General features: G+C 54.2%; 19 protein-coding genes and 4 pseudogenes. 11 read left to right on the forward strand and 12 right to left on the reverse strand.

The window, feature by feature from the left end; translation table 11 throughout:
* Positions 1–11: 11 nt before the first annotated feature.
* Entirely contained in the window at positions 12–950 is a 939-nt protein-coding gene (locus GH769_RS06990; RefSeq protein WP_153649566.1) for an AraC family transcriptional regulator, read from the forward strand.
* Between the two features lie 119 nt (positions 951–1,069).
* Here the strand turns inward: GH769_RS06990 and GH769_RS06995 are convergent, their stop codons facing one another.
* Positions 1,070–1,906, reverse strand: a complete 837-nt coding sequence (locus GH769_RS06995) for an alpha/beta hydrolase (protein ID WP_178128910.1) — start codon at positions 1,904–1,906, stop codon at positions 1,070–1,072.
* A gap of 342 nt (positions 1,907–2,248) precedes the next feature.
* Here GH769_RS06995 and GH769_RS07000 point away from each other — a divergent pair, with 342 nt between their 5' ends.
* Entirely contained in the window at positions 2,249–2,941 is a 693-nt protein-coding gene (locus tag GH769_RS07000; protein ID WP_153649568.1) for a DJ-1/PfpI family protein, read from the forward strand.
* A gap of 173 nt (positions 2,942–3,114) precedes the next feature.
* Here the strand turns inward: GH769_RS07000 and GH769_RS29355 are convergent, their stop codons facing one another.
* Genes GH769_RS29355 through GH769_RS07015 form a run of 3 tightly spaced genes read right to left on the reverse strand, consistent with a single transcriptional unit; the run spans position 3,115 to position 4,025 of the window.
* Positions 3,115–3,396: a helix-turn-helix domain-containing protein gene (locus GH769_RS29355; protein WP_372242396.1), complete on the reverse strand. Its 282-nt coding sequence runs from the start codon at positions 3,394–3,396 to the stop codon at positions 3,115–3,117.
* Positions 3,393–3,776 (reverse strand): DJ-1/PfpI family protein, encoded by a 384-nt coding sequence (locus GH769_RS29360; RefSeq protein WP_153649962.1) that lies wholly within the window; start codon positions 3,774–3,776, stop codon positions 3,393–3,395. The genes GH769_RS29355 and GH769_RS29360 overlap by 4 nt, the downstream gene beginning before the upstream one ends.
* A 3-nt stretch (positions 3,777–3,779) precedes the next feature.
* A complete protein-coding gene (locus GH769_RS07015) occupies positions 3,780–4,025 on the reverse strand; it encodes a hypothetical protein (protein ID WP_153649570.1) in 246 nt (81 codons plus the stop codon).
* A gap of 453 nt (positions 4,026–4,478) precedes the next feature.
* Between GH769_RS07015 and GH769_RS07020 the strand changes: the two genes are divergently transcribed.
* The 3 genes from GH769_RS07020 to GH769_RS07030 all read left to right on the forward strand — a co-directional run bounded on the left by GH769_RS07020 (position 4,479) and on the right by GH769_RS07030 (position 7,810).
* A complete protein-coding gene (locus GH769_RS07020) occupies positions 4,479–4,880 on the forward strand; it encodes a peptidoglycan-binding protein (RefSeq protein WP_153649571.1) in 402 nt (133 codons plus the stop codon).
* Positions 4,881–5,413: 533 nt separating this feature from the next.
* The gene (locus tag GH769_RS07025) at positions 5,414–7,648 is read left to right on the forward strand and encodes a TonB-dependent siderophore receptor (RefSeq protein WP_153649572.1); all 2,235 of its coding nucleotides are present in this window, start codon (positions 5,414–5,416) and stop codon (positions 7,646–7,648) included.
* Between the two features lie 3 nt (positions 7,649–7,651).
* Positions 7,652–7,810 carry a hypothetical protein gene (locus tag GH769_RS07030; RefSeq protein ID WP_153649573.1) on the forward strand — a complete coding sequence of 53 codons (159 nt, stop codon included), beginning with the start codon at positions 7,652–7,654 and terminating at the stop codon, positions 7,808–7,810.
* 133 nt (positions 7,811–7,943) lie between these two features.
* Here GH769_RS07030 and GH769_RS07035 read toward each other — a convergent pair.
* A pseudogene (locus GH769_RS07035) lies at positions 7,944–8,833 on the reverse strand (LysR family transcriptional regulator).
* Between the two features lie 100 nt (positions 8,834–8,933).
* On the opposite strand from GH769_RS07035, the pseudogene GH769_RS07040 reads away from it, so the two are divergent.
* Positions 8,934–9,997: pseudogene (locus GH769_RS07040) on the forward strand (alkene reductase).
* Between the two features lie 38 nt (positions 9,998–10,035).
* Positions 10,036–10,360, forward strand: a pseudogene (locus tag GH769_RS29010) (pirin family protein); the annotation flags it as partial.
* 48 nt (positions 10,361–10,408) lie between these two features.
* Here the strand turns inward: GH769_RS29010 and GH769_RS07045 are convergent.
* Positions 10,409–11,278, reverse strand: a complete 870-nt coding sequence (locus GH769_RS07045) for an alpha/beta hydrolase (RefSeq protein WP_153649574.1) — start codon at positions 11,276–11,278, stop codon at positions 10,409–10,411.
* 764 nt (positions 11,279–12,042) lie between these two features.
* Here GH769_RS07045 and GH769_RS07050 point away from each other — a divergent pair.
* On the forward strand, positions 12,043–13,056 hold the full coding sequence (locus GH769_RS07050; RefSeq protein ID WP_153649575.1) for a helix-turn-helix domain-containing protein: 1,014 nt from the start codon (positions 12,043–12,045) through the stop codon (positions 13,054–13,056).
* Between the two features lie 84 nt (positions 13,057–13,140).
* On the opposite strand, the gene GH769_RS07055 is transcribed toward GH769_RS07050, so the two are convergent.
* From GH769_RS07055 to GH769_RS07070, 4 genes are all read right to left on the reverse strand, one after another.
* The gene (locus GH769_RS07055; protein WP_153649576.1) at positions 13,141–14,304 is read right to left on the reverse strand and encodes an NAD(P)/FAD-dependent oxidoreductase; all 1,164 of its coding nucleotides are present in this window, start codon (positions 14,302–14,304) and stop codon (positions 13,141–13,143) included.
* A 31-nt stretch (positions 14,305–14,335) separates the two neighbouring features.
* Positions 14,336–15,130, reverse strand: coding sequence for an alpha/beta fold hydrolase (locus GH769_RS07060; protein ID WP_153649577.1), 795 nt, complete (start codon positions 15,128–15,130; stop codon positions 14,336–14,338).
* 70 nt (positions 15,131–15,200) lie between these two features.
* Positions 15,201–16,490: an MFS transporter gene (locus GH769_RS07065; RefSeq protein ID WP_153649578.1), complete on the reverse strand. Its 1,290-nt coding sequence runs from the start codon at positions 16,488–16,490 to the stop codon at positions 15,201–15,203.
* A gap of 35 nt (positions 16,491–16,525) precedes the next feature.
* Positions 16,526–17,455 carry a transporter gene (locus tag GH769_RS07070; RefSeq protein WP_153649963.1) on the reverse strand — a complete coding sequence of 310 codons (930 nt, stop codon included), beginning with the start codon at positions 17,453–17,455 and terminating at the stop codon, positions 16,526–16,528.
* 592 nt (positions 17,456–18,047) lie between these two features.
* On the opposite strand from GH769_RS07070, the gene frmR reads away from it, so the two are divergent.
* The 3 genes and pseudogenes from frmR (at position 18,048) to gfa (ending at position 20,137) form a co-directional block, all read left to right on the forward strand.
* Positions 18,048–18,323 (forward strand): formaldehyde-responsive transcriptional repressor FrmR, encoded by a 276-nt coding sequence (gene frmR, locus GH769_RS07075; protein ID WP_008013358.1) that lies wholly within the window; start codon positions 18,048–18,050, stop codon positions 18,321–18,323.
* Positions 18,324–18,388: 65 nt separating this feature from the next.
* Positions 18,389–19,498: an S-(hydroxymethyl)glutathione dehydrogenase/class III alcohol dehydrogenase gene (locus tag GH769_RS07080; protein ID WP_153649579.1), complete on the forward strand. Its 1,110-nt coding sequence runs from the start codon at positions 18,389–18,391 to the stop codon at positions 19,496–19,498.
* Positions 19,499–19,567: 69 nt separating this feature from the next.
* Positions 19,568–20,137, forward strand: a pseudogene (gfa, locus tag GH769_RS07085) (S-(hydroxymethyl)glutathione synthase).
* A 68-nt stretch (positions 20,138–20,205) separates the two neighbouring features.
* Here gfa and GH769_RS07090 read toward each other — a convergent pair.
* Both GH769_RS07090 and GH769_RS07095 read right to left on the reverse strand, forming a co-directional pair.
* Positions 20,206–21,228: an alpha/beta hydrolase gene (locus GH769_RS07090; RefSeq protein WP_153649580.1), complete on the reverse strand. Its 1,023-nt coding sequence runs from the start codon at positions 21,226–21,228 to the stop codon at positions 20,206–20,208.
* Positions 21,229–21,253: 25 nt separating this feature from the next.
* The gene (locus GH769_RS07095) at positions 21,254–21,757 is read right to left on the reverse strand and encodes a cyclophilin-like fold protein (RefSeq protein WP_153649581.1); all 504 of its coding nucleotides are present in this window, start codon (positions 21,755–21,757) and stop codon (positions 21,254–21,256) included.
* Between the last annotated feature and the right edge of the window lie 2 nt (positions 21,758–21,759).

The following is a 21,759-nucleotide window of genomic DNA, read 5'->3' on the forward strand; positions in this document are numbered from 1 at the left end:
CTAGAGCGTTTATGGCTGACATTTGTGGTCCTCACCAGCTTCGGGCGTACAGGCCTGAGCAGGTCAGTTTTCAACATCGTGGCTATGTGTTCGGGATGCTGTCTACCACGTTGGGTAAACTGAGCTACGGTACTGACGTCACAGTCACTGTTGGGGGGGAGCAGTCACTTAGCTGCTATAGCCTGACCCTGCCCGTGATCGGAGAGCAGGAGCTTGCAATAAACGGGTGCAGGCTGCATTCCGACCGCGATTATGCTGTCATCCTTTCGCCGTTTGAGCATCAAGAACTCAGCATTAGTGGAAATTGCAGTGAATTACACGTTGCGTTGCCGCTCTTCAGCGTCCAAAGCGTGTTGGCGGAGCTCCTTCAGCGTTCAGTTGATCAACCCATCGTGTTTGAATCCAGGATGGACGCGGTCAATGGTGGGGCGGGGGCATGGTGGCGAATGGTGCGGTACTTCCTTGACGAGATCGAACACGGCCAAGCGCTTTATGGAAATCTACTATTCAATCGCGATCTCGAAAGCGCTTTGATCAAAGGCCTGATACTGGCGCAACCGAACAACTATACCGAGGAGTTGCAGCGCGTCCATACCGACAAACCACCTCATTATCTACTTCGGGCCAAGGCCTTCATCCACGCCAATGCCAAGGAGGATCTGTATTTGGAGGATATCGAGTCTGCAGCCGGAGTTTCACGAATAAAACTGTTTGAAGGTTTTCGCTCTTACTTTGGCAGCACGCCCGTCGCCTATCTGCGTAAATATCGCCTACTTGCCATCCGTCAACAGATTCTTGAAGATCGATCCGCTCGTAATGTTTCGCCCATTGCTCTGGAGTGGGGGCTTAATCACTTGGGACGTTTCTCCAGCGACTATCGTAAATTGTTTGGTGAGACGCCACGTATGACCCTCATGCGCGCGAACGGTCGTGCTGATCGCCTGTGCTGATAGGTCATTGACAGTTATCGACATTGACGTTCTTGTGAAACTGAGGGCTCACACGCCACAAATATACTAGATACCCCATCTATCCCGGATTCTCCCATTGAGTAGGTAATATCAGCCGGTTATCTAGTGCGCACTCTAGCCAATGTCAATATTTCCGACAGCCTGGACGTCGATTGCTTTAATTCGTCAAGTAAGTTGAAATGGTGCCGTTCACGAACCTCAAAACTTTCTGTGGTGATGCCCATTCCCAGCCATAGGCTGGCCAATATTGTGTTCTGGCGACGGAACTCAGGTAGCTCCTCACTGCCACACACGCATATTAATTCGAAGTCGTGGCCAGGCTCATCCAATACCGGACTTAGCGCGCGAGCTTGTTGACAGTCCAATCCAATTACTGCGTTTAACTCACTGGCACCAAGCAAAGGACGCAAGTCATGTATACCGCTCATGGACACCACCCGAGAAATTCTTGCCTTGCACTCAGGCGTGAGCGCTCCTCGACTGCTCGCAACTTGAGTGACTAAATGTCCACCTGCTGAATGCCCCGCCAACACAATGGGCCCCTCATTCCAGAGCTTTGCTGTGAACTCGATGCCGCGCCTGACGCAATCGACAATGTGAGTGATTGAAGCAGCAGGGCATAGAGGGTAGTCGAGGATGACAACCCGCCAACGTCTGGCCAGAGCCCCTTCAGCGAATTGCGCATGGTCATTTTTACTGAAGGCTTGCCAATAGCCGCCATGGATAAAAATCAACGTTCCACTCACCTCACCGGCCGGCGAATAGACATCGAGCACCTCGCGTAAACCTTCGCCGTAAGCAATGTCGAAACTGCCGTGCTCCCACTGTGATGCCTTATAGGCCTGTCCTTGTAATAACCAACTATCAACAATTTCAGCAGATTTTTTTACTACTAAGTGATTGGAGTAAGCTGCTCCCCAGTTAAAAATCTTCAACGCGCTAACCTCGAGTAGGCACTGGAATCCCAGTACGACGATACGATCATGCAGACCTATCGATACAGTGAGCTATCCGGAAAACATTAATTTGCTAGCCGAATCAAGTGGCGCTTTCAAGCAGTGCCTACTAAAGGAAGTTGACTGTATAACGAGTAAAAAATCTAACTGTCGCCGTTGATGATCAATGAAGATGAGCCTGCACCGGTAACGGATTATGGACAGGTACTCTAGATGTCTTGAGTGAATGGCGGTATTTGTACGAGAAATGGCAAGATGGTGAATGATAAATTCCCATACTATTGACGGTGTTTCTATCGCTTAGTAAAGGCAGGGGTGTATATGTCAAGTAAAGATAAGCCTATAAAAGTCGGTGTGCTAATAAGTCCAGGCGTGGCGCTGATGGACCTGTTTGGGGCGCATGCAGTATTTGGTTTAGTACCTGATGTTGAATTTCATATCTTATGGAAAAATCAAGACCTGATTGAAGGGTCTCCACGGTTTCCTATTGCTGCCACTACTACGTTTGATGAGTGCCCACCCCTTGATGTATTGATTTTAGGTGCTGTTCCCCCCGACATTTATAATGATATTGATGTCATCTCGTTCATTTCACGACAAGCGCAGTATGATCCCTATTGGATAGGCATCTGTGGCGGAGTATTATTACTGGGTGCTGCAGGGTTGCTCGAAGGGAAAAGAGCGACGACCAATTTCCACTTACTGGATTACCTGTGTCAATTTGGTGCGATAGCTATTTCGGGAGGTGAAGTCCAGGTTGATGGGAAGCTATTTACTGCAGGGCCTGCTACTGGGGGATTTGAAGCAGCGCTCTTAGTATTGGAACAAGTCAGAGGTGTCGAGCAGGCTAAACTCGTTGAGCTGACGATTGAGTATCACCCTATACCGCCTTTTAATGTGGGGACGCCTAAGTTGGCCGGTCCTGCTCAAACAGCAGTTGCTAAAGATATTTATTATACGTATTTTAATAGTTGTGCAGAAAAGGCTTTGCGGTTTTACGAGAGTAAGACTTAGGTTTGTTCGTGTTCAAGGTTCTATGAAAGAAGTATAAAATTTAAATGAGGTTCTATTCTTGTGTGTGAGGGTGATTTCTTTCACCCTCCTATTGGTTGATTCTATAACTATTTGGTTGGTCTAGACAGACTTCTATATTGTAGGGGCGTATTTCCAAATTCTTCTGAGAAGTTTCAGCGTAGTGTGGCTTCACAGCTATCCCCGCATTTCATTACAATGCGGTTAAGCGGTAGCTCAGTATTTTCTAGTAAGGTTTTTACAGCGTGCAGTCGTATCTTCTCAATTGATTTTGCTGGAGATGTCCGGACTTTATCTTTATAGATTCTTGCAAAATTCTGCTCGCTCATATTAGCGTGTGCGGCCAGGACTGTAATGGTTAAGTTTTTATGAAGGTTTGCGCAGATCCAAGAATGCAGCTTGTCGAAAGTTCCGTTTTCGCTTTGAAGCTTAATTATATCGCTGAGTTGGACTGTGTTCGCCTGACCTTTTCATAAAACTCTCTAGATTTTTTTGCAAAATTCAGTGCTGTCTTGTGATCTAGATCCTGTTGAACAAGAGATAAAGCCAGGTCAATTCCCGCTGTTACTCCAGCTGATGTCCATATTGGCCCATCTTGAATAAAAATGGGATCAGACTCTACTTTTATCTGAGGGTAGAGTTTAGCTAATTTATTAGACACGCTCCAATGTGTTACAGCTCTGCGCTTATCCAGCAAGCCACAAGCCGCTAAAATGAATGCGCCGCTACAAGTAGACACTATACGCCTTGCATTAGCTGAATGTGAGGTTATCCAAGACAATAAGCGACTGTCTTTAACCGCTGAACCTACTCCGATGCCTCAATGTATTATGAGTGTATCTATAACGACATTGGATTCAGGCAAGGGTTCAGTGATAACTTTAAAGCTCCTGGTTGTGGCAGTGGGTTGTTTGCTGTTTGAGAGGAAGTTACTGATGTAAAGCTCTTCATTTCCAGCGTCTTTAGAAAGTCTATTTGCTGTGGCAAAGACCTCGAGCGGGCCAGAAGAGTCAAGGAGGTTCATGTTTGGAAATAGTATAAAATTAATAAGCTTGGCTTTGTTCATGTCTACAGCCTTTAGAGTGTTTCAATATTAATTTAGTGCGCATGATTCACGAAATATCAAAGCGGAAGGGTTTGTTGTCAAGTTCTAAAGGTAAAGTTCTCATTCTGGCTGCTTAGGCCTCTCCAGCGCATTTAAAAAAGCAAGGATATTCTAGAGGCGCTGACTCCGCGTGGCGAGCACTTGCAGTTGTTACTGGCATTAATACGTGAGGGCTAATGGCAAGCATGGTCATCCACTGTCGCGGAATTTGTTGGTTTCGCTTTAAATACCAGCGATTCACCTGCTTTAGATCTGTATCTAAAAAAATCAACGAAACTGCAACTGTTTCTTAAATGTTAGTGGTAGTAATATGCGATTTTTCATAAGATGACTGGCTTTTTTAATCCGCTGCGGTCAAGGTGAGTGTTGATGTGGGTGGGGGCGATGTTGATTAAATGCAGAACGTATTCTTTGATGATCTTTTTTTTCGTCATTCAATTATGTAGCGTGGCCGAAGCTTCGGTTTTTTCTTCCTTGAGTTCAATCTATTGTAGCTACATAAGAGAGTCGATAGACCTTACGCTGTCTAATAGCCATAAGTATTGGTCTAGAGGTGATGCTGATTATTATGGTATTAGTCTGGTGCAAAGCAGTCACCTGTCTTCACAAAAAGGTGTTCGTCTAATAGGTCAGGTACAGCGTGCCCTAATTGACCGTGGCTATGATCCAGGTCCCATTGATGGGGTTTTTGGTGTGCTTACTGAAAATGCTTTGTTTTTTTTTCAGATGGATAACGAGCTGGAAGTTACAGGAAGCGTCAATTCAGCGACGCTTATTGAGTTGCACATTACTCCGCCGCAGTGGTTGGATATTTAGTGGCTTTATTAGGCTGGACAGACTCAATATCTCGTGTTCAGTTGCAGGTCAGGAATGTAATGCGCTATTGACAACCCGTCGCGTTGTAAATGTTGAGACGGCCAAAAAGGCAGAAAGTGTCTATGATTTGTCTTTTTTTGATCGCTGGGTTGGTGTCAAATAGTGTCGCTGAACAATTGATTTATATTTATGTGGCTTTCAGTTTGTTTAGTCTGTCGAGGGTCTAAAGGGCTCAGAATAAGTGTTGTTGCTAATCAATACTTGTCGAGTTTTTTATCTTTATAATGGTACTGAAACCCTATGTGTAAGCTGCAAGACTTCCTCTGTTATAGATATTAATCCTTTTTATATCAACACCGCCCACTCTTCGTGTGTTCCCAGCTGCGCGAAGTCGTACATGCCCGTTAAACCACTGAGCAGCAATAGTCAATTCGACTGAGTGATAGTTGCCCGCTGTGCCTCAACACGCTCATGTGCTATGGGCTGCTTTATATAAAAGCGCGCTAAGTATCTTACTTTTATTGGAAGCACTCATGTACCTAGTCAACAACCAATCTCCATTCGGTCTTGATATGTGTCGCCTCCGTTGGCTTCGAGCCTTTGGCCTGTTTTTAGGAGCGACAGTGCCGGTCATGGCTCAGTCAGCGCAGGTGCATGAGCCTTCTGTGACAGCGCCCACTGTAGCTTCTACTTCTGGTGTGGTGGCCAATGAAGGGGGCCGTACAGAGAGCTGGACCTTGAAACCGATTACGGTGTCCGGCAGGGAGGAAAGCTACACTGCCGCTACTTCAGACTCTGCCACGAAAACCGATACACCCTTAGTCGAAGTTGCGCAGTCGGTCCAGGTTGTCACTCGTTCGATGATTAAGGAGCAGGGCATTCATACGTTGAATGACGCACTGGTCAACGTCTCTGGGGTTAGGCCTATTAGACCTGAAGAGTCGCTCCTCACCCAGCCAATCGTGCGTGGCTTCCCGGCCGAAATCTATATGAACGGATTACCTGCATTTGGTGGTACGGCGACAAGTATTGATCCGTCGAGTCTTGGTGGAGTTGAGCGTGTCGAGGTACTCAAGGGACCTACGTCAGCGCTTTACGGTGGTGGGATCGGGGCGCCGCTGGGCGGTTTGATCAATGTGGTGTCCAAGCGGCCTGAGACCGAGCCAAGCGCTTCTTTGTCACTGCGCACCGGTAGCTTCTCGACAGTCAATCCTTCGCTGGATCTCAATACGCCTATTGGGAGCAATGTCGCCGCTCGAATCTTCGCTGACTATCAGGAAAACACGAGCTGGATCGATCACGTCAATGGCCATAACTGGTCGGTACAGCCGAGCATCGCGTTCCAGCTCTCGCCTGAAACCGAATTGTTGCTGCGTGGCCAATATGAAGAGCGCAGCCAAGTCCAATATTCTGGCCTGCCAGCCGTCCCGGCGTTGAGTGGGCAAATCGACCGCAACGCCTTTCCAGGCGCGACGAGTGGACAGCCGCAGTCCACCATCATTAATCGCACAACCACTGCCGAGATTAAGCACGAGATCAACGACGACACTCGGCTGACTGTCACCGCCCAGTATTACGAAGGCAAGACGCGGAACTTCGGTAGTTTCGTGTATCCAGAGATTTTTGGAGCGAGCCCGGCAGCACCGACGGTGTATCCGATTTTCAATCTCTATTTACCGGGCAATATTCGCGAAAACACGCTGGATGCCAATGTGGACCACACGTTCGACGCGCTTGGGGGGCGTCACGAATTGCTGATGGGTTTCAATTACGACAGCACTTACTTCAACTCAGGGGTTTCCGGCGCCGACATTATCGGTGAACTTGACCTGGCGAACCCCAGCTATGGGCTCTCCTACGGAGCGACACCGCTCACGCAGGTGGTGCAGACCAACCGCTACCACACGACCGCCATCTACCTGCAGGATCAAGCCACCTACGGCCGTTTTCACTTGCTGGGTTCGTTGCGACTGTCGAAGTTCGAACTCCAGCAGAAAGAGGAGGGCGTCGACACTACCTATCAACGAGTGACGCCGAGACTAGGTGTTACCTATGACTTGACCAGCAGCGTAGCTCTCTATGGGGCCTATTCGACGGGCTTTCGCGGTGCCATCAACTACAACGTGCGCGACACGCCCAAGGCTGAGCTGTCTCGTAATTATGAGGCCGGCGTCAAGCTGGCGTTTAACGACCTTGGGCTCTCCGGCACCCTGGCTGTATTTGAACAGACGCGGCGTAACGTCGCCGCTTTCGAGGTGGAACCCTCTTCCGATCCGGGCTCCACATTTGGTCTTTTGGGGTACTCGGCGCAGACGGGCGAACAGCGTGCTCGAGGAATAGAGGCTGACCTGGTCTGGGAGCCGATTGCGGCTCTTTCATTGCTGGCCAACTACGCCTATACCCAGGCGCAAGTGACGGAGGATAAGTCGATTCCGGTCGGTGATGGACTGCCACGGGTGCCTCGGCACAGCGGCCGCTTCGCAGCGCGCTATCGGATACTCGACGGTGCCGCCAAAGGCCTGGGGTTTGGTGCGGGTATCACGGCGATGAGCTCACGCGAGCTGACCTTGCCCAATACGGTATCCGTTCCCGGCTATGCACTGCTCGACGCACAGACATCATATGATTTTGATCGTTATACGATCTCGATCTCGGCGGTCAATCTGACTGGACGAAAGGTCTATGAAACCTACCAGTACCTCGGTTCTCCCTTGGTAATACCTACTCAGCCGCGCTCGGCCTATCTGACGCTGACTGTGCGTTTTTGAGGCATGCTCGTCATCAACTTAATGGGTGAATTGCAGACCACTCTGCCGGATTCAACGACGAATCCGGCCATGGTCAGCCAGGCGACAGCAAAAGCCGCCGAAGCAATGGCCAACGAAGTCGCCTTAGTCGATTGGCTGTCTCGACATGTGCAAGACCTTTAGCTGGGGCGCTCATTGGAAGTCGACAGCACACCCAGAGCGCCTATTGGCGCTCGCCCGGCTGATCGGTTAGATTTGCAGGCGCACGGTATTCAAGCGCTCTGGGCGTTTCAGAAGCGGCCATTTGTTCTGGGCACTAGGCGCATTCAAGCTTATCCCGCAGAAACTCAATAAACCTTTGGGTTTTGGCTGGAAGCAGACGGGTTTCAGTCAGTGCGTAAACCGCCTCGGGCGATGCCTGCCATTGCGGTAGGACTTTGCGAAGCTTTCCGCCTGCAATGTCTTGCGCTGCGATACCCTCCGGCAACAAAGCCACACCCAGATCCAACCATGCCAGACGCCTTAGCATCGCTACACTGTTGAGTTCGAATCGTCCTCCTACATCTACCTGCTCATTATCTGGCCCGTTGGATAGCGTCCAGCGGTTCGCTCCCGCGCCACGTAATCGCAGGCATTCGTGGTTGATCAGCTCAGACGGATACGCGGGTTCACCCGAGGCCTCCAAGTAACGTGGAGACGCATAGAGGCCACACCGAAGGCTCGCGAGTTTACGAGCGATCAGGTTCGAGTTGGGTGGCTCTCCCATCCGAATCACCACATCTACGGGATCACTGATCAGATCGGCCTGCTGCGGGCTTAGATCGAACTCTAAACTAATGCCGGGGTAGATCTGGGCAAACTCCGCAATCAATGGCGCCATGTAGAAGATGGCGAAGTCGGGGGGGGGGGGGGGAGCGACGCGCGCAGTAGCCCGCTGAGCCGTGCCAGCATTTCCCCTCGCTGTTCATGCGCCAGGCGGGCTTCATCGACGATTCGCTTGCAGCGTTCAAAGTACAACTGGCCCGCTTCGGTCGGTTCGATCTTGCGCGTCGTGCGGTGCAACAACCGCAAGCCAATGGCTTTCTCCAACTCGCTTATTCGCCGGGACAACGTCGAGTTGGGTATCCCGAGCGTTTCTGCTGCACGGGTGAAACTGCGCGCTTTCACTACCTCGACAAAGAGCGCCATGACGTTGAGAAATTCCACGGCATTATCCCGTCAGTGGATTAGTTATTTGAGATTTACAATATTTATCCTGAATTTGGTTTGGTCAATCATGGCCGCATCACCACTGAGGAGCACCGTAATGAGCGCTCTTTTTTCCGAAGTCGAGATAGGCCGCTACTCCTTGTCTAACCGTATGGTCATGGCACCCATGGCCCGCTCACGCGCCGACGATGCCAGTGTGCCTGGCGAAATGGTTGCAACCTACTACGCACAGCGAGCCACCGCCGGACTGATCATTAGCGAAGGCGTATTCCCCGTTGCTCTTGGTAGAGGTTACGTCCGTACGCCCGGCATCGAAACCACCGAACAGATTGCCGCCTGGGAAAAGTCGCCGCCGCCGTCCACGCTCGCGGTGGTCGAATTTTCATGCAACTGATGCATTGCGGGCGAGTTTCGCACCCTTCGTTGCTGGCCGACGGCGCACAACCGCATGCACCTTGCGCAATCAAAGCCACGGGTCATACCTACACCGCCACTGGGTTGCAGGATTTCGTGACGCCCCACGTCATGACGGTTTCTGAAATTGCCGAAGTGGTTGAAAGCTACCGTCAATCCGCCCGCCGGGCGATTGAAGCTGGTTTCGACGGTGTTGAATTGCACGCCGCCTCGGGATATCTGCCGGAGCAGTTTCTCTCCACTGGCAGTAATCAGCGCGACGACCAATACGGTGGTTCAGTAGAAAACCGTGCTCGCTTCGTTCTGGAAGTACTCGCCGCCATGGTGAGTGAAGTGGGCGCTGACCGTGTCGGAATCAAGATTTCCCCGGAGATGAATTTCAACGGCATCGTCGATGCCAATCCACAGGAAACCTACACCTACCTGGTCAAGCAACTTCGCGAACTCAAGCTCGCTTATCTGCACGTGGCGCTGTTCGGGGCCAAGTTCGACTACCATTCAGTATTGCGTCCGCTGTTCGATGGCAGCTACTTGATAGGCAGTGGCCAGACCAAAGACGGCGCCGAGTCGCTGATCGCTGAAGGCAAGGCAGACGCAGCTGTATTCGGCAGTGCCTTCCTGGCCAACCCCGATCTACCTGAACGATTCCGCGCAGGCGCTGAACTGAATGGCCCAAACAAAGGCACTTTCTATGCACCAGGCGCAGAAGGCTATATCGATTATCCAGCCCTGTCTCAAGGGGACTAAAGACCGCAGCCAAACTACCTATTGCATGTTTACAGCACATGAATCACGGCAGTCAGTTTCGGGCTTTTGGCCTCCGTGGTGATCTGTAGGCAAAACCTATCGATCCTTTCCTGCTTGCGGATCAGCGGTCCTACTTTTCCAGCTCATTCGCATGCGGGCTTTTCAGCAGTTTTCTACTTTTTTCTGGATTCGGATTCAGGCATCGACAACCGGGACTTAATGGGCAATCGCAACTTGATGTAACCCGGTGGTTTGTACTGGACGGCGACGGGTGAAGACATCGTTCACAAAAAGGTCTCTGCTGAACCGGGCAAGACCGTACACATACTGCAAATTTTCATCAACCTGCCCAAAGACAACCAGGACTGCTGCCGGCCACGCTGAACATGGCGCTTCCCAAGGTCTCCCATGTCACTTAGAAAGTCCCATCAGATCCACGATGGCTTGGTAAAGAGGTGTGCCCGGCTGCCCCAGCTCCAGTACTACGTCGAAATGGTTTTTGCCTGGCGCCTCGACGAATCGGCCGGGAAGGTTCTGGCCAGTCCATGAGGCCAGGTACTCCTTCGATTGTCGGGCAAACTCCGCTGTTTCCAGCGCGCCGTAGCTCACTACCAACTCACCACCCAGTTTCGGCAGTTGGAAGGTCGGGCTGTTACGGATTGCCGCCGCTTCGTTGAGGTGCATCCAGCCGTTGATATGGGTGGGCAGAAGCGGTCGCAGATCGAACAGGCCGCTGATGGGCAGCGCCCCGCGTAATACCGTTTCGGGTACGCCGTAATCAGCCTGCCATCCTCCAGCGAGCAGCATGCCGACAAGGTGTCCACCCGCCGAACTGCCGCTGGCGTAAAGGCGCTGCGGATCACCGCCGTATTCACTGATGTGACGATGGATCCAGGCCAGCGCACGACGCGTCTGATCGACGATATGGTCCAGTGTCACCGCCGGCGCCAAGTCGTACTCCAGCACCACCAAACAGGCACCCGCCGCCGTCAGTGCGGGTGTCATGAAGGCCGAATCCGCTTTGGAAAGGGCACGCCAATAGCCACCGTGGATGAACAGCAGCACAGGAGCATCAGGCCGATTACCGGGGAAGATATCCAGCTGCTCACCCGAGCCTGTTCCGTAGGCCACATCCTTGAAGCAGCGCAGGCTGGCATGCGCTTCGTCGCTGAGCGCACGGTACTGACGCGGGTATTGGTCGAAGTCATCCACGCTGGCGCGGGCGTTGTATTGCACGTCGAAATAGGCAGCCAGATCCGCGGGAAAACTGAGGGGGGGCATGGCTAGCTCCTAGTAGGGTTCAGCCAATTAGGTTGCATCCTGAGCGTCGCCGAAATCCTGCTAGTTGATGATGGGTATCCAAATATTTTGCGCAAGAGTCAGCGGCTGACATCCTCTGCGCCACCGCGTGTCGGTCGACACCGACTTGCAGTTCAAGCAACGCAGGTTCAGTAAAGAGGTCCGCTAAAAATAGCGGACAACATTCTCCAAAGAGGTGGAGAGTGAGGCTGTTGGGGGCTGTGCGGTAACACACTGGCGCGCAACCTGGACCCAAGTAACGCATTACAACTGCTTTCGAGATCATCAACATGCGAAAGGTGGTGTGACTATCCGAAAAATGCTGGATTCCTGTCCGGAAGGTTTGAGGCATGTTGCCAACTGCTTGCGGATGTTCCCAATGGAGGTAACAGCCGGGGCCTGTGCACCAACAGTGTTCACTCAGGGGCCTACGCTCCAATAGTGACCACCCTGGGGGCCGGTACTGAAGTTCACGGGCAAAGGTACGGCCGTTCGATGGGCTGCCTGGGCCTTCGCTGCGTTGCCACGCCGTTGGCCGCTCTATTCCGTGCTTTTTGCAGGCATCCATGATGGGGATGCTGGCGCCGCGGGGCTTTAGTCCGAATGGTCTATTCGAAAAAATGGCGGATACTACACTCGCAAGCCGCAGCCATGGAGGGTGGGTGGGAACGGTATGGAACTTGCCTGTGTGAAAGTGATGCGCCGCCAGAGCGCACAAGAATAATAAGCCGAGTGGGTGTCGCGTGATGAGTACGAATAATGATTTACAGGGCTGGGATATGTCGGTCGATCACTGCGACCTTGACGGCGCGCGCGCCTGGATGTCGGACATCTGCGGACCGCACTTACTCAAGGCCGTCAGGCCCGAGCGCATCGAGTTTCATCACAGCGGCCATATGTTGCGCTCGATGTCCACCATCATGGGCTGTGTCGCTTACGGCACCGATGTGACGGTAGTCGTCGGCGATGAACTTAAACTTAACTGCTACAGCCTCACGTTACCGGTGCGCGGCGAACAGGAACTGGCCACGGCTGGCCGTTTGTTTCGCTCTGACCGTGACCTTGGCGTGATCCTGTCTCCCCATGAGAACCAGGAACTAACTATCGCCGGCGACTGCCGTGAACTGCATATGGCAATACCGAGGGTGGCCATGCAACAGACCCTGGAAGAGTTGCTGCAGCGCAAAGTGGACAAGCCGCTGTGCTTCGAGCCGGTGATGGATGCGGTGAACGGCGCTACTGGAACTTGGTGGCGTATGGCGCGTCACCTGATCGACGAGCTGGAGCGTGGTCGCGACCTCTACGGCCAGTTGTGTTTCACCAGCCATCTGGAAACGGCGTTGATCAAAGGGCTGATCCTGGCCCAGCCACACAACTATTCCACGGAATTGCAGGTGCGCCAGGAAGTCAAAGTCCCACATTACCTGTTGCGGGCACGGGATTTTATCCACAGCAATGCCCGCGAAGATCTCTGCCTGGAGAGCATCGAGCAGGCGGCCGGGGTTTCGCGCTTCAAGCTGTTCGAGGGTTTCAAAAAGCATTTCGGACTGCCACCCATGGCTTACCTTAAGAAGTATCGCCTCACTGCTGTGCGCCGGGAAATCCTCGAAAATGCCAGTGCAAGGAATATCTCCCTTATTGCCATGAATTGGGGTTTCACCCACCTTGGGCGCTTCGCCAGCGGGTACCGCAAGCTGTTCGACGAAACGCCGAGTATGACCCTGCAGCGCCATGAAGCGCGGCGCTGGCGTATGCATTAACAGGGGAGGGTGGCCGCAGGCGAGCGAAAGTCTATCGTGAGGGGCGAATGAATTCGCCCCCGGAGGAGCGGTACGATCGGGAAATTACCCCGCAGCGATATGCCGGCTAGTGTCCTGCGTCCCCGTCGGCACACTCTGTGCTGCCCGCAGTATTTGGCTGCGTACCCAAGGGTCACCCATACCGTGGTGGATGATCTTGCTGCGTGCTTCGTCCGGCAATACCGAGACTTCCCCGTACAGGCAAGACCAGCGCTGGCAGTGCTCGGCTAAGCCGCGTTCGTTCTCCTCCCAGGCTTGCAGTCGCTCGGGTATGTCGCGGCGGTCGTCAACGCCTTCCATGAAGGTCGCCAAGGCCAGGCCAGTTTGCATAGACATGCCGCCGCCCTGACCGAGATTCGGCGGTTGGGCGTGGGCGGAGTCGCCGATGATGGCAGCGTGGCCTGCCGACCAGGATTTGACCTTGATGACGCTGTAGGGCGCCCAGGGCAGCAGTGTTTCTACTCGATCAATCAAATGCGCCCAAAGCGGGAAGGAGGCCTTCCAACTGGCCTTATTCAGGGGGCTGGCCTTGCCTTCTGTATCGCCTTTTTGACAGGTGAACGCGAGGTAGATCTCGCGATTGTTGAGCGGGGTGATCAGGAAGCGGCGTTGGCCGTTCCAGCATTCGATGTATTTGCCCTGACCACTGGTACCCAGATCGTCCTGGGTTCCAGCGATCATGGCGCGCAGGGCTCCTTCGTCGGTTTGCTGGTGGAAAATTTCGAGCCCGAGGGAGCGGCGCACCGCAGACCAGACGCCATCTGCACCGATGGCCAGGTCGGCTTTTTCCACGCGGGCGCCAGGGAAATGCAATTCACCATTGGCACTTGCGCCGATCACCTCGGCGCCGGTGCGAATCTCTACCCCCGCACGCAAGGCCGCGTCGCGCAGGCCGCTGAGCAGGTCTTTGCGCGCCACTGTGACCAGGCGCACCGCAGGCGGGAAGTCTCCCTGATCGATAACCTTGTTATGCCGGTCGCGCTGTTCCATGGCTCGTCCATGGAAGGAATCGTGGGAGACTACCTTGGCGCCGACCGCATCTAGGATGCGCAGGCCGTTTTCCCATATATAGATACCTGAGCCCGCAGCTCTCAACTCGCGCTCGCGCTCGAATACCGTAACTGACCAGCCGCGTTGGGCGAGTGCAGTTGCCGCCGTCAGGCCGCCGAAGCCGCCGCCGGCAATGATTGCCTTGAATCCGTTTGACATATGTCACCTCTTGAGTTCGTGGGTGTAGTACTCAACCCCGCAGGAATTCGCCGATGGCCTGAGCCACCGCTGCCGGGTTTTCCAAGGAAGGGAAGTGGGTCCGTCCCGGGACATGGCGCGGGTGGAACCAGGCATGCCCCGCAGCGAAATCCAGTTGTAGCTGGCGGTAGTCTTGGGAAAGGGGTTGCGAGTAGATGTGACAGATGTCGGGCTTTTGTGGGAGAGCTGCCATACGTTCGAGCGGGCTGCCCCATGTGCGATAGTTCGCTTCGATCTCACGACAGGCGCGTTGCCACATTTCTCCGTGGAACCAGGGCATTTCATTGCGCAGGTGGTTGAGCACGTCGGCGTTGTCGGTGGCTTCTGCCCATTCGTCGAAGAAGCTCTGACGCCCGGCGACATATTCGGTGGGATGCTGACCTTCGGCGAGCTGCTGCCAGAAACCAGGGTGCGGTTGCAGCAACCAGTCGATGACGATGGTTTTGGGTAGTCGCGCTGCACCCAGTCGCTCGCAGACGTCAATGTTCACCCAGCAGCCGTGGGAGGTGGAGACCATATGGAAATCCCCAATACCTTTGGCGTCGATGAAGGCCAGCAGGTCTTCTGCCAGTGTTTGGGAGTCGAAGTCGCCGCTATCGGTCTGTTTTGAATCGTGGCCACGCCAGTCAGGGCAGATGACATGAAAGTCGCGGGCCAGCAGCGGTGCCAGACTCTTGAACAGGCGATGGTCCTGGCACCAGCCACTGAGCAGGAACAGAGTGGGCGCTTTGGGATCGCCGTTTTCGCTGTAAGTCATCAGGGCGCCGTTAACATTCAACGATTGCATGGATTTCTCCTAGGGGGGGTGGATTGATTCAACTGGCCGGGCAACATCGCTCAGCCGCAACGGTGATGGTTCAGTTGCTGGCCCTTTCAAGGGCGAGAGCCAGGGATGTCATCGAGCGTTGCCCCTCGCCACGGCAACACAGCAGTGCGAGGAGGATCACCAGCTGTACCGCGACGAAGGTGCCGAAGGCTGCCACGAACGAACCGGTAGATTCGATGACCGCGCCCAGTAGTGCCGGTGCGATGAAGGTGGAGGAGATGCCAACCATCTCCGCGTAACCGATGGCACTGCCAGCCAGCTGGTCGCTGTACTTCTCGCTAATCAGAGCGAAGATGGCGCCGCCGCTGAACACGACCACACCGCTGACACCCGCCACCAGCAACAGGCCGGCATAGGGCAGCCCGTACATCACAGTCAGTAACAGAGAGCAGCCAGACAACACGGAGAGTGCAGCACCGATCTTGAGCATCAGCACACGGCGTCGGAGCAGATCGCTGTAGTAGCCGCCGACCAACAGCAGTACCACTTGGGACAACCCCATTAGCGTGCCGACCGTGGCGGCGGCATGAGGCGTCATGCCTTGAGTCTGGATGAAAGCGGGTACCACCCAGGTGGCCATGGCAGACACCGCGAACATATCGCCGAAGATAGCTAAGGCCGCGATGTAGAACCAGCGAGACTGGAAGATGGTCCACAGGCTGGGCAAAGCGCCAGTGATACTAACCTCGTCGTCCCAAGTGAAGGCAGGCAGACCCGCGGCAGTCCGATCATTTTTCACTAGCAGCAAACCGACCAGCGCCAATAACAAGGTTCCCAGAGCCAGAACCACGAAAAAGCCACGCCAGCCGATGGCTTCCGCCAGTGGGATGCCAAGGGCGAAGTCCAGGGTGATCGCCAGGCTGAAGGCCGCCAGAAGTGCGCTGAGGGCACGTCCGCGTTGGGCTGGCGGGAACCAGGCGATGATCAGTCGGGCTGCGGCTATCCACACCGCAGCATCGAAGAAGCCCACCGCCAGGCGCATCACAATCAGCGCCTCGTAGCTTTGGACTTGAGCCTGGATCAGCATCGAGACGCCGACGCCGAATAGGCCGACGCAGTACAGCGCTCGGGTCGAGATGCGGTTGCCCAGTGCTCCCCAAGCGATCATTCCGAGGGCGTAGGTGATGGAGAAGGAACCCTGCACCATACCGATCTGCAGGGGAGACAGGTCGAGAGAGGCGGAGACGAAGGGGATCACGGCGGCAAAGCCATACCAATCCCCGGCGAGGAATAACTGCGCAACGACGCCCATGATCAGGCTGATGGTTTTCCAGCGGTGAAGCCGTTTGAATTGGTCGGTGGTGAGCGAAGAACACTTCATGGGCCTTGCCTCCGGTGAATGGGCTGTGACGGACTTCATAGCTTGTGTACCCAGCGCAGGTTGAAACGGTTGCCCTCAGGGCGGTTGCGCGCGTCCGACTCGAAATAGAGGTTGGCCATCAGGCTGTCCTCGCGAGAGAAGGCGTACATGGCTCCTGGGCCGATGGCGAACACTCGCTCGCGACGGCCCGATACCTCGTATCCGTCGATTTTGGTGTCGGTGATCTGGTTGAGCCAGTAGCCGTTGATGCCAGCCTGGAGCTTGGGTGTGAATGCGTAGAGGGCATTGAAGTTTGCGTGTATGGCTTGTCCCGCCTGCATCTCGCTGACGCCCGCGCCATAGGTTTCGGGGGACGGCGAGGTGTTCTTCGCGTTCCACAGATAGTGGAGGCGCCATGACAGGGTTATTTTCGGGGTGGCCCAGAAGGTGCCGGACCAGTACGGATTTACTGACCAGAAGTTGGCGCCCGGATTGATCGCGACGTGCTTGTCGTAATCGCCAACAGGGGCGACCAGGTCGAGTTCCAGTCGCTGGGCGAAACGGGGGCCTTCCTCGCCCATGACAGGGGGAAACTGTAAATAGAGGCCGAAGTTCAAGTCCGCGATGCCGTTTTGACTATTGAGCACGGCGTTATTCAGACCGTCGTAGACACTCAGCCGAGTGACCACTGGCAGGAGCGCGCTGAATCCCCAATTGCTGCCCATCGGACCGCCGACGCCTTGGTAAATCACCTGCAAATTGGTGGTATCGATCTTGAGCTCGGATTTGGGGAGGCCGACTTTCTTGCCATTGTTGTCTGTCAGCTTCCGTCCGTCGTAATGGCCGAGAAATAGCGAGCCGTACCAGCCTGGGCCACCTGGTAAAGGTGCACCGTCGTAGAAGGTGGTGGCACCGAGATTGACCACCGGGAGATCAGCTGCATTGATGGAATTACTCAGCAAGGCGCAGCTGATCAGCCCGGCCATTTCTAGAGTGTTGACGTTCCTGGGGCCAGCAACCTGCACTAATAGTTTCTTCACCTTCGACACTCCGGTTTGTGTTGTATGGATTGGTCGGTTGTGAATTCGTCGGGCAATGGATATCGGGAAGGGCGCCGGCTGGTTCTGCCAGGTTTTGTCCGGGCTGCGTAGATGGTGCGCTCAAGGCGTGATAGGGCTCTAGCCTGCTATTCGAAGTTCGTTAGCCGGTTTTTTGGGTGTGGGATGGGGCGGGGAAATTGTTGAATCTTCTTGTCGTGGGATCGAGCCAGGCGGTGTTTGTGCTGGGGGAGATGCAGCAAGTTCTGGGCGATCTGCTGATCGCGGATCTCGTGCTCGACTGCCGCAGGCTTGTCACACGAAGACGTTACGGTTGCCAAAAGACGGCTAACAGACTCGCGCACTTCGCATCCCAACAGTGAGCTCATCTCTAAAGGAATGCAGAGACTGATTTTCCGCGACAGCATGTTGGTGCGACTGTTTGACGCATTCCTGGCTGTATACTCCCCTGCAGTATATATGCATACTCCACCCCAGTACTCGTGTAAGCTCCTTTTCAGACTGCTATAGGATTAATTAGATGCCACATTCACCTGAGGAAAAAAAACGCGTTTTGGCTAGGGTGCGCCGTGTCCGAGGCCAGTTGGATGCGCTGGAATCAGCTTTAGAAGCCGGTGCCGACTGCGCGCCTGTACTGCAGCAGATTGCAGCGATGAGGGGAGCTGTAAACGGACTGATGGCCGGGGTGCTGGAAAGCCATCTAAGAGAAGAATTCACGACGTTAGTAGATACAACTGAGGCCCAGCGGTCTTCAATTGATGAGGTGATTTCTTTGGTGCGTACGTACCTGAAATAGCCATCAATGGCCCACCACGGCAATAGCCCCAGACTCAATGAGCAACATCCTTTGGAGAAAATCATATGAAATCTCGTGCTGCAGTAGCTTTCGAAGCCGGCAAACCGCTTCAAATCGTGGAGATCGACGTAGAGCCGCCTCGCGCAGGCGAAGTGCTGATCAAAATCACCGACACTGGCGTTTGCCATACAGACGCCTTCACCTTGTCCGGTGATGATCCAGAAGGCCTGTTTCCGGTAGTTCTGGGCCACGAAGGTGCCGGCGTGGTTGTTGAAGTAGGCGAAGGCGTAATCAGCCTCAAACCAGGCGACCACGTGATCCCCCTGTACACTGCCGAGTGCGGTGAGTGCCTGTTCTGCAAATCTGGCAAAACCAATTTGTGCACTGCAGTACGTGCTACCCAGGGTAAGGGCGTCATGCCAGACGGTACGTCCCGCTTCTCTTACAATGGTCAGCCGCTGTTTCACTACATGGGTTGCTCGACTTTCAGCGAATACACGGTCGTCGCTGAAGTTTCGGTAGCAAAGATTCACCCAGACGCGAACCCCGAACACGTGTGCCTGCTGGGCTGTGGCGTGACCACCGGCATTGGCGCAGTTCATAACACCGCTAAAGTTCAGCCGGGCGACACCGTGGCCATATTCGGCCTGGGCGGTATAGGCCTGGCAGCGATCCAGGGCGCCCGTCAGGCAAAGGCTGGACGCATCATCGCCATCGACACCAACCCAGCCAAGTTCGACCTGGCACGTCAATTCGGCGCCACTGACTGCGTCAATCCTAAAGATCACGAGCAGCCGATTCAGCAAGTGATTATCGAGATGACCGGGTGGGGCGTCGATCACTCCTTCGAGTGTATTGGTAACGTCCATGTGATGCGTGCGGCGCTCGAATGCGCCCACCGTGGCTGGGGACAATCCATCGTCATCGGCGTTGCCGGCGCGGGTCAGGAAATCTCCACTCGGCCATTCCAGCTGGTTACCGGCCGCACCTGGAAGGGCTCGGCGTTCGGAGGCGTAAAAGGTCGCAGCCAACTGCCGAAGATGGTCGAAGACTCGATGAAAGGCGAAATCGAACTCGCTCCATTCGTGACTCATACTATGCCATTGGAGCGCATCAACGAAGCGTTCGACCTAATGCATGAAGGCAAGTCAATTCGTACTGTCATCAAATACTGACAGGTCGCCCGGGGCGTAAGCTCCGGGGGAGCTTTTCGTATCATCCCCTGATAACGTTGGAGATACAAAGTGAGCAATGTAAAACTGCATCCTTCTTTGGATAACGGGATCAAGCCAGCCATTGATGGTTTTGTCGGCGGCACTCTGCAGTGCCTATGCGCGACCAACAAAGTTGAAGTAGAAATCGGCGCTCAGACTCTGCACAACCATGCCTGTGGTTGCAGCAAGTGCTGGAAGCCGGCGGGCGCCTAGTTCGCTGTCATCGCTGTTGTGCCCCGTGACAACGTCAGCGTCACCGCCAATGCTGAGAAATTAGCCATTGTTGATACAAGCGCCACCATCCAGCGTCATGCTTGTAAGGAATGCGGTGCGCATCTGTTCGGTCGTATCGAGAACACCGGTCACGCCTTCCATGGCTTGGACTTCGTTCACACAGAACTGTCGCCTCAATCGGGTTGGGCCGCGCCGGGTTTCGCCGCGTTCGTGTCGTCGGTCATCGAAACTGGCACCCCTCCAGCAGAAATGGATGGAATCCGTTCCCGCTTCAGCGATATTGGCCTGCCTACCTACGATTGCCTGTCTCCAGCATTGATGGATGCTCTGGCAACTCACACTGCCAAGCAGAACGGCTTGCTCTGAGCGCTTTCCACACCGCTGATCGTTAAGGCGATTATGGATGATGAGGGCTTCTCTGCTCAGCCATCATTTCAGAGTACGCTGAAAAAGCTCGCCAGCTTGTCAAAAGGAATGAGGTCAACTCGATCATAGAGGTCAACATGGCCAGCGCCAGGAATGATGACGAGCTCCTTGGGTTGACCCGCGAGCTTGTACGCTTCTTCGCTGAACTCTCTGGAGTGCGCATCGGCTCCGGCAATGAACAGCATCGGACGAGGTGAGATCGTCTCGATGTCATTGAATGGGTAGAAGTTCATGAATTTGAGGTTGCTCGTCAGCGTAGGGTGCGTGGTCAATTCTTTGGATGAGCTGGCTGGCGTATATTCACCGCGCGGTGTTCGATAGAAATCATAGAACTCACGCTGGATCGGGTGAGTATTCTCGTCCAGTTGGTGCACCGTACCGCTGGTGTAGAGGGTCTGACCGCCCGTGAACTCGACATAACGCTGGTCTACCGCTTGCGCGATGGTCTCTTTGCGTTGTTCAAGTGTCTGCGCATGCTTCAGGCCATTGCGATTGACGGCGCCCATGTCATACATGCTAACCGTTGCGATGGCTTTCATACGTGGGTCGATCTTGGCCGCGCTGATAACGAAGCTGCCGCTGCCACAGATGCCGAGTGCGCCAATACGCTCCTTGTCGATAAAAGGCCGGGTACCGAGAAAATCCACCGCCGCGCTGAAGTCCTCGGCATAAATATCCGGCGAGACAGCATTGCGCGGCAACCCCTCGCTTTCGCCCCAGAATGAAAGATCCAGGGAGAGTGTCACGAAGCCTTTTTCCGCCATTTTGATGGCATACAGATTAGCGCTTTGTTCTTTGACCGCGCCCATTGGGTGGCCAACAACAATCGCAGGGCTGCTGGTTTTGGCGTCTAGGTTTTTGGGGATAAACAGATTGCCCGACACGATCATTTGATACTGATTTTTGAAGTTGACCTTTTGCACGGTCACTTTGTCGCTGGTATAAAAATTATCCGCGCCGTTGGACATATCGGCTCCTACTGCTGAGAGTGAACTGACAAGAAGCGTTGTTAAAACAATCATCTTTTTCATTGAAGTCCCTATCGATGCAGAGTATTCAGTTTTGGGAAAACATCACTTTCACCGCATGACGACCTAAAACCTTTGCCAGGCTGGCGCTGTCGTCCACGTGCCCAAGGCGGGTGTATGCGTATGTCGATTCAAAGGTCGAGTAGAAAATAACCAGAGTGTCCGTGCCATACAGCATCAGGTCACCTGCGTGGATCGTTCCCGGTTTGCTTGCATGGGCGGGCAGGGCTTTAGGAAGGCTGGCGTATTTTTCATTGCTGTTGAGATCGCTCATGTCCAGCTTCAATGGCAATAGCGTTGCAAACGCACGAGCGGCTGCGTTGTCGGCCAGGGTGATGGCGAAGCGTTGTTCGCCGATGATCACCCACATGCGAGATCTCTGCGTAATCGAAGACGCCGATGCGCCATCATTCAGTAGGATGTAACTGCCAAGCACGAGCGCTGAATACAGCAAACCAGGCCAACGAACTGGCCGCTTGCCGCAGCTTTGGCGCTGCTCGGTATTTGTGGCGCGCTGAATGCTCCTGGTCATAA

This window comes from Pseudomonas sp. CFSAN084952 (assembly GCF_009648855.1).
Lineage (GTDB): Bacteria > Pseudomonadota > Gammaproteobacteria > Pseudomonadales > Pseudomonadaceae > Aquipseudomonas > Aquipseudomonas paracarnis.

Bases quoted from the DNA above. Each gene is read 5' to 3' on its own strand.
- GH769_RS06990 (WP_153649566.1), top strand. From the start codon at position 12: ATGGCTGACATTTGTGGTCCTCACCAGCTTCGGGCGTACAGGCCTGAG.
- GH769_RS07000 (WP_153649568.1), top strand. From the start codon at position 2,249: ATGTCAAGTAAAGATAAGCCTATAAAAGTCGGTGTGCTAATAAGTCCA.
- GH769_RS07015 (WP_153649570.1), bottom strand. From the start codon at position 4,025: ATGAACAAAGCCAAGCTTATTAATTTTATACTATTTCCAAACATGAAC.
- GH769_RS07020 (WP_153649571.1), top strand. From the start codon at position 4,479: ATGATCTTTTTTTTCGTCATTCAATTATGTAGCGTGGCCGAAGCTTCG.
- GH769_RS07025 (WP_153649572.1), top strand. From the start codon at position 5,414: ATGTACCTAGTCAACAACCAATCTCCATTCGGTCTTGATATGTGTCGC.
- GH769_RS07030 (WP_153649573.1), top strand. From the start codon at position 7,652: ATGCTCGTCATCAACTTAATGGGTGAATTGCAGACCACTCTGCCGGAT.
- GH769_RS07045 (WP_153649574.1), bottom strand. From the start codon at position 11,278: ATGCCCCCCCTCAGTTTTCCCGCGGATCTGGCTGCCTATTTCGACGTG.
- GH769_RS07050 (WP_153649575.1), top strand. From the start codon at position 12,043: ATGAGTACGAATAATGATTTACAGGGCTGGGATATGTCGGTCGATCAC.
- GH769_RS07055 (WP_153649576.1), bottom strand. From the start codon at position 14,304: ATGTCAAACGGATTCAAGGCAATCATTGCCGGCGGCGGCTTCGGCGGC.
- GH769_RS07060 (WP_153649577.1), bottom strand. From the start codon at position 15,130: ATGCAATCGTTGAATGTTAACGGCGCCCTGATGACTTACAGCGAAAAC.
- GH769_RS07065 (WP_153649578.1), bottom strand. From the start codon at position 16,490: ATGAAGTGTTCTTCGCTCACCACCGACCAATTCAAACGGCTTCACCGC.
- GH769_RS07070 (WP_153649963.1), bottom strand. From the start codon at position 17,455: ATGGCCGGGCTGATCAGCTGCGCCTTGCTGAGTAATTCCATCAATGCA.
- frmR (WP_008013358.1), top strand. From the start codon at position 18,048: ATGCCACATTCACCTGAGGAAAAAAAACGCGTTTTGGCTAGGGTGCGC.
- GH769_RS07080 (WP_153649579.1), top strand. From the start codon at position 18,389: ATGAAATCTCGTGCTGCAGTAGCTTTCGAAGCCGGCAAACCGCTTCAA.
- GH769_RS07090 (WP_153649580.1), bottom strand. From the start codon at position 21,228: ATGAAAAAGATGATTGTTTTAACAACGCTTCTTGTCAGTTCACTCTCA.
- GH769_RS07095 (WP_153649581.1), bottom strand. From the start codon at position 21,757: ATGACCAGGAGCATTCAGCGCGCCACAAATACCGAGCAGCGCCAAAGC.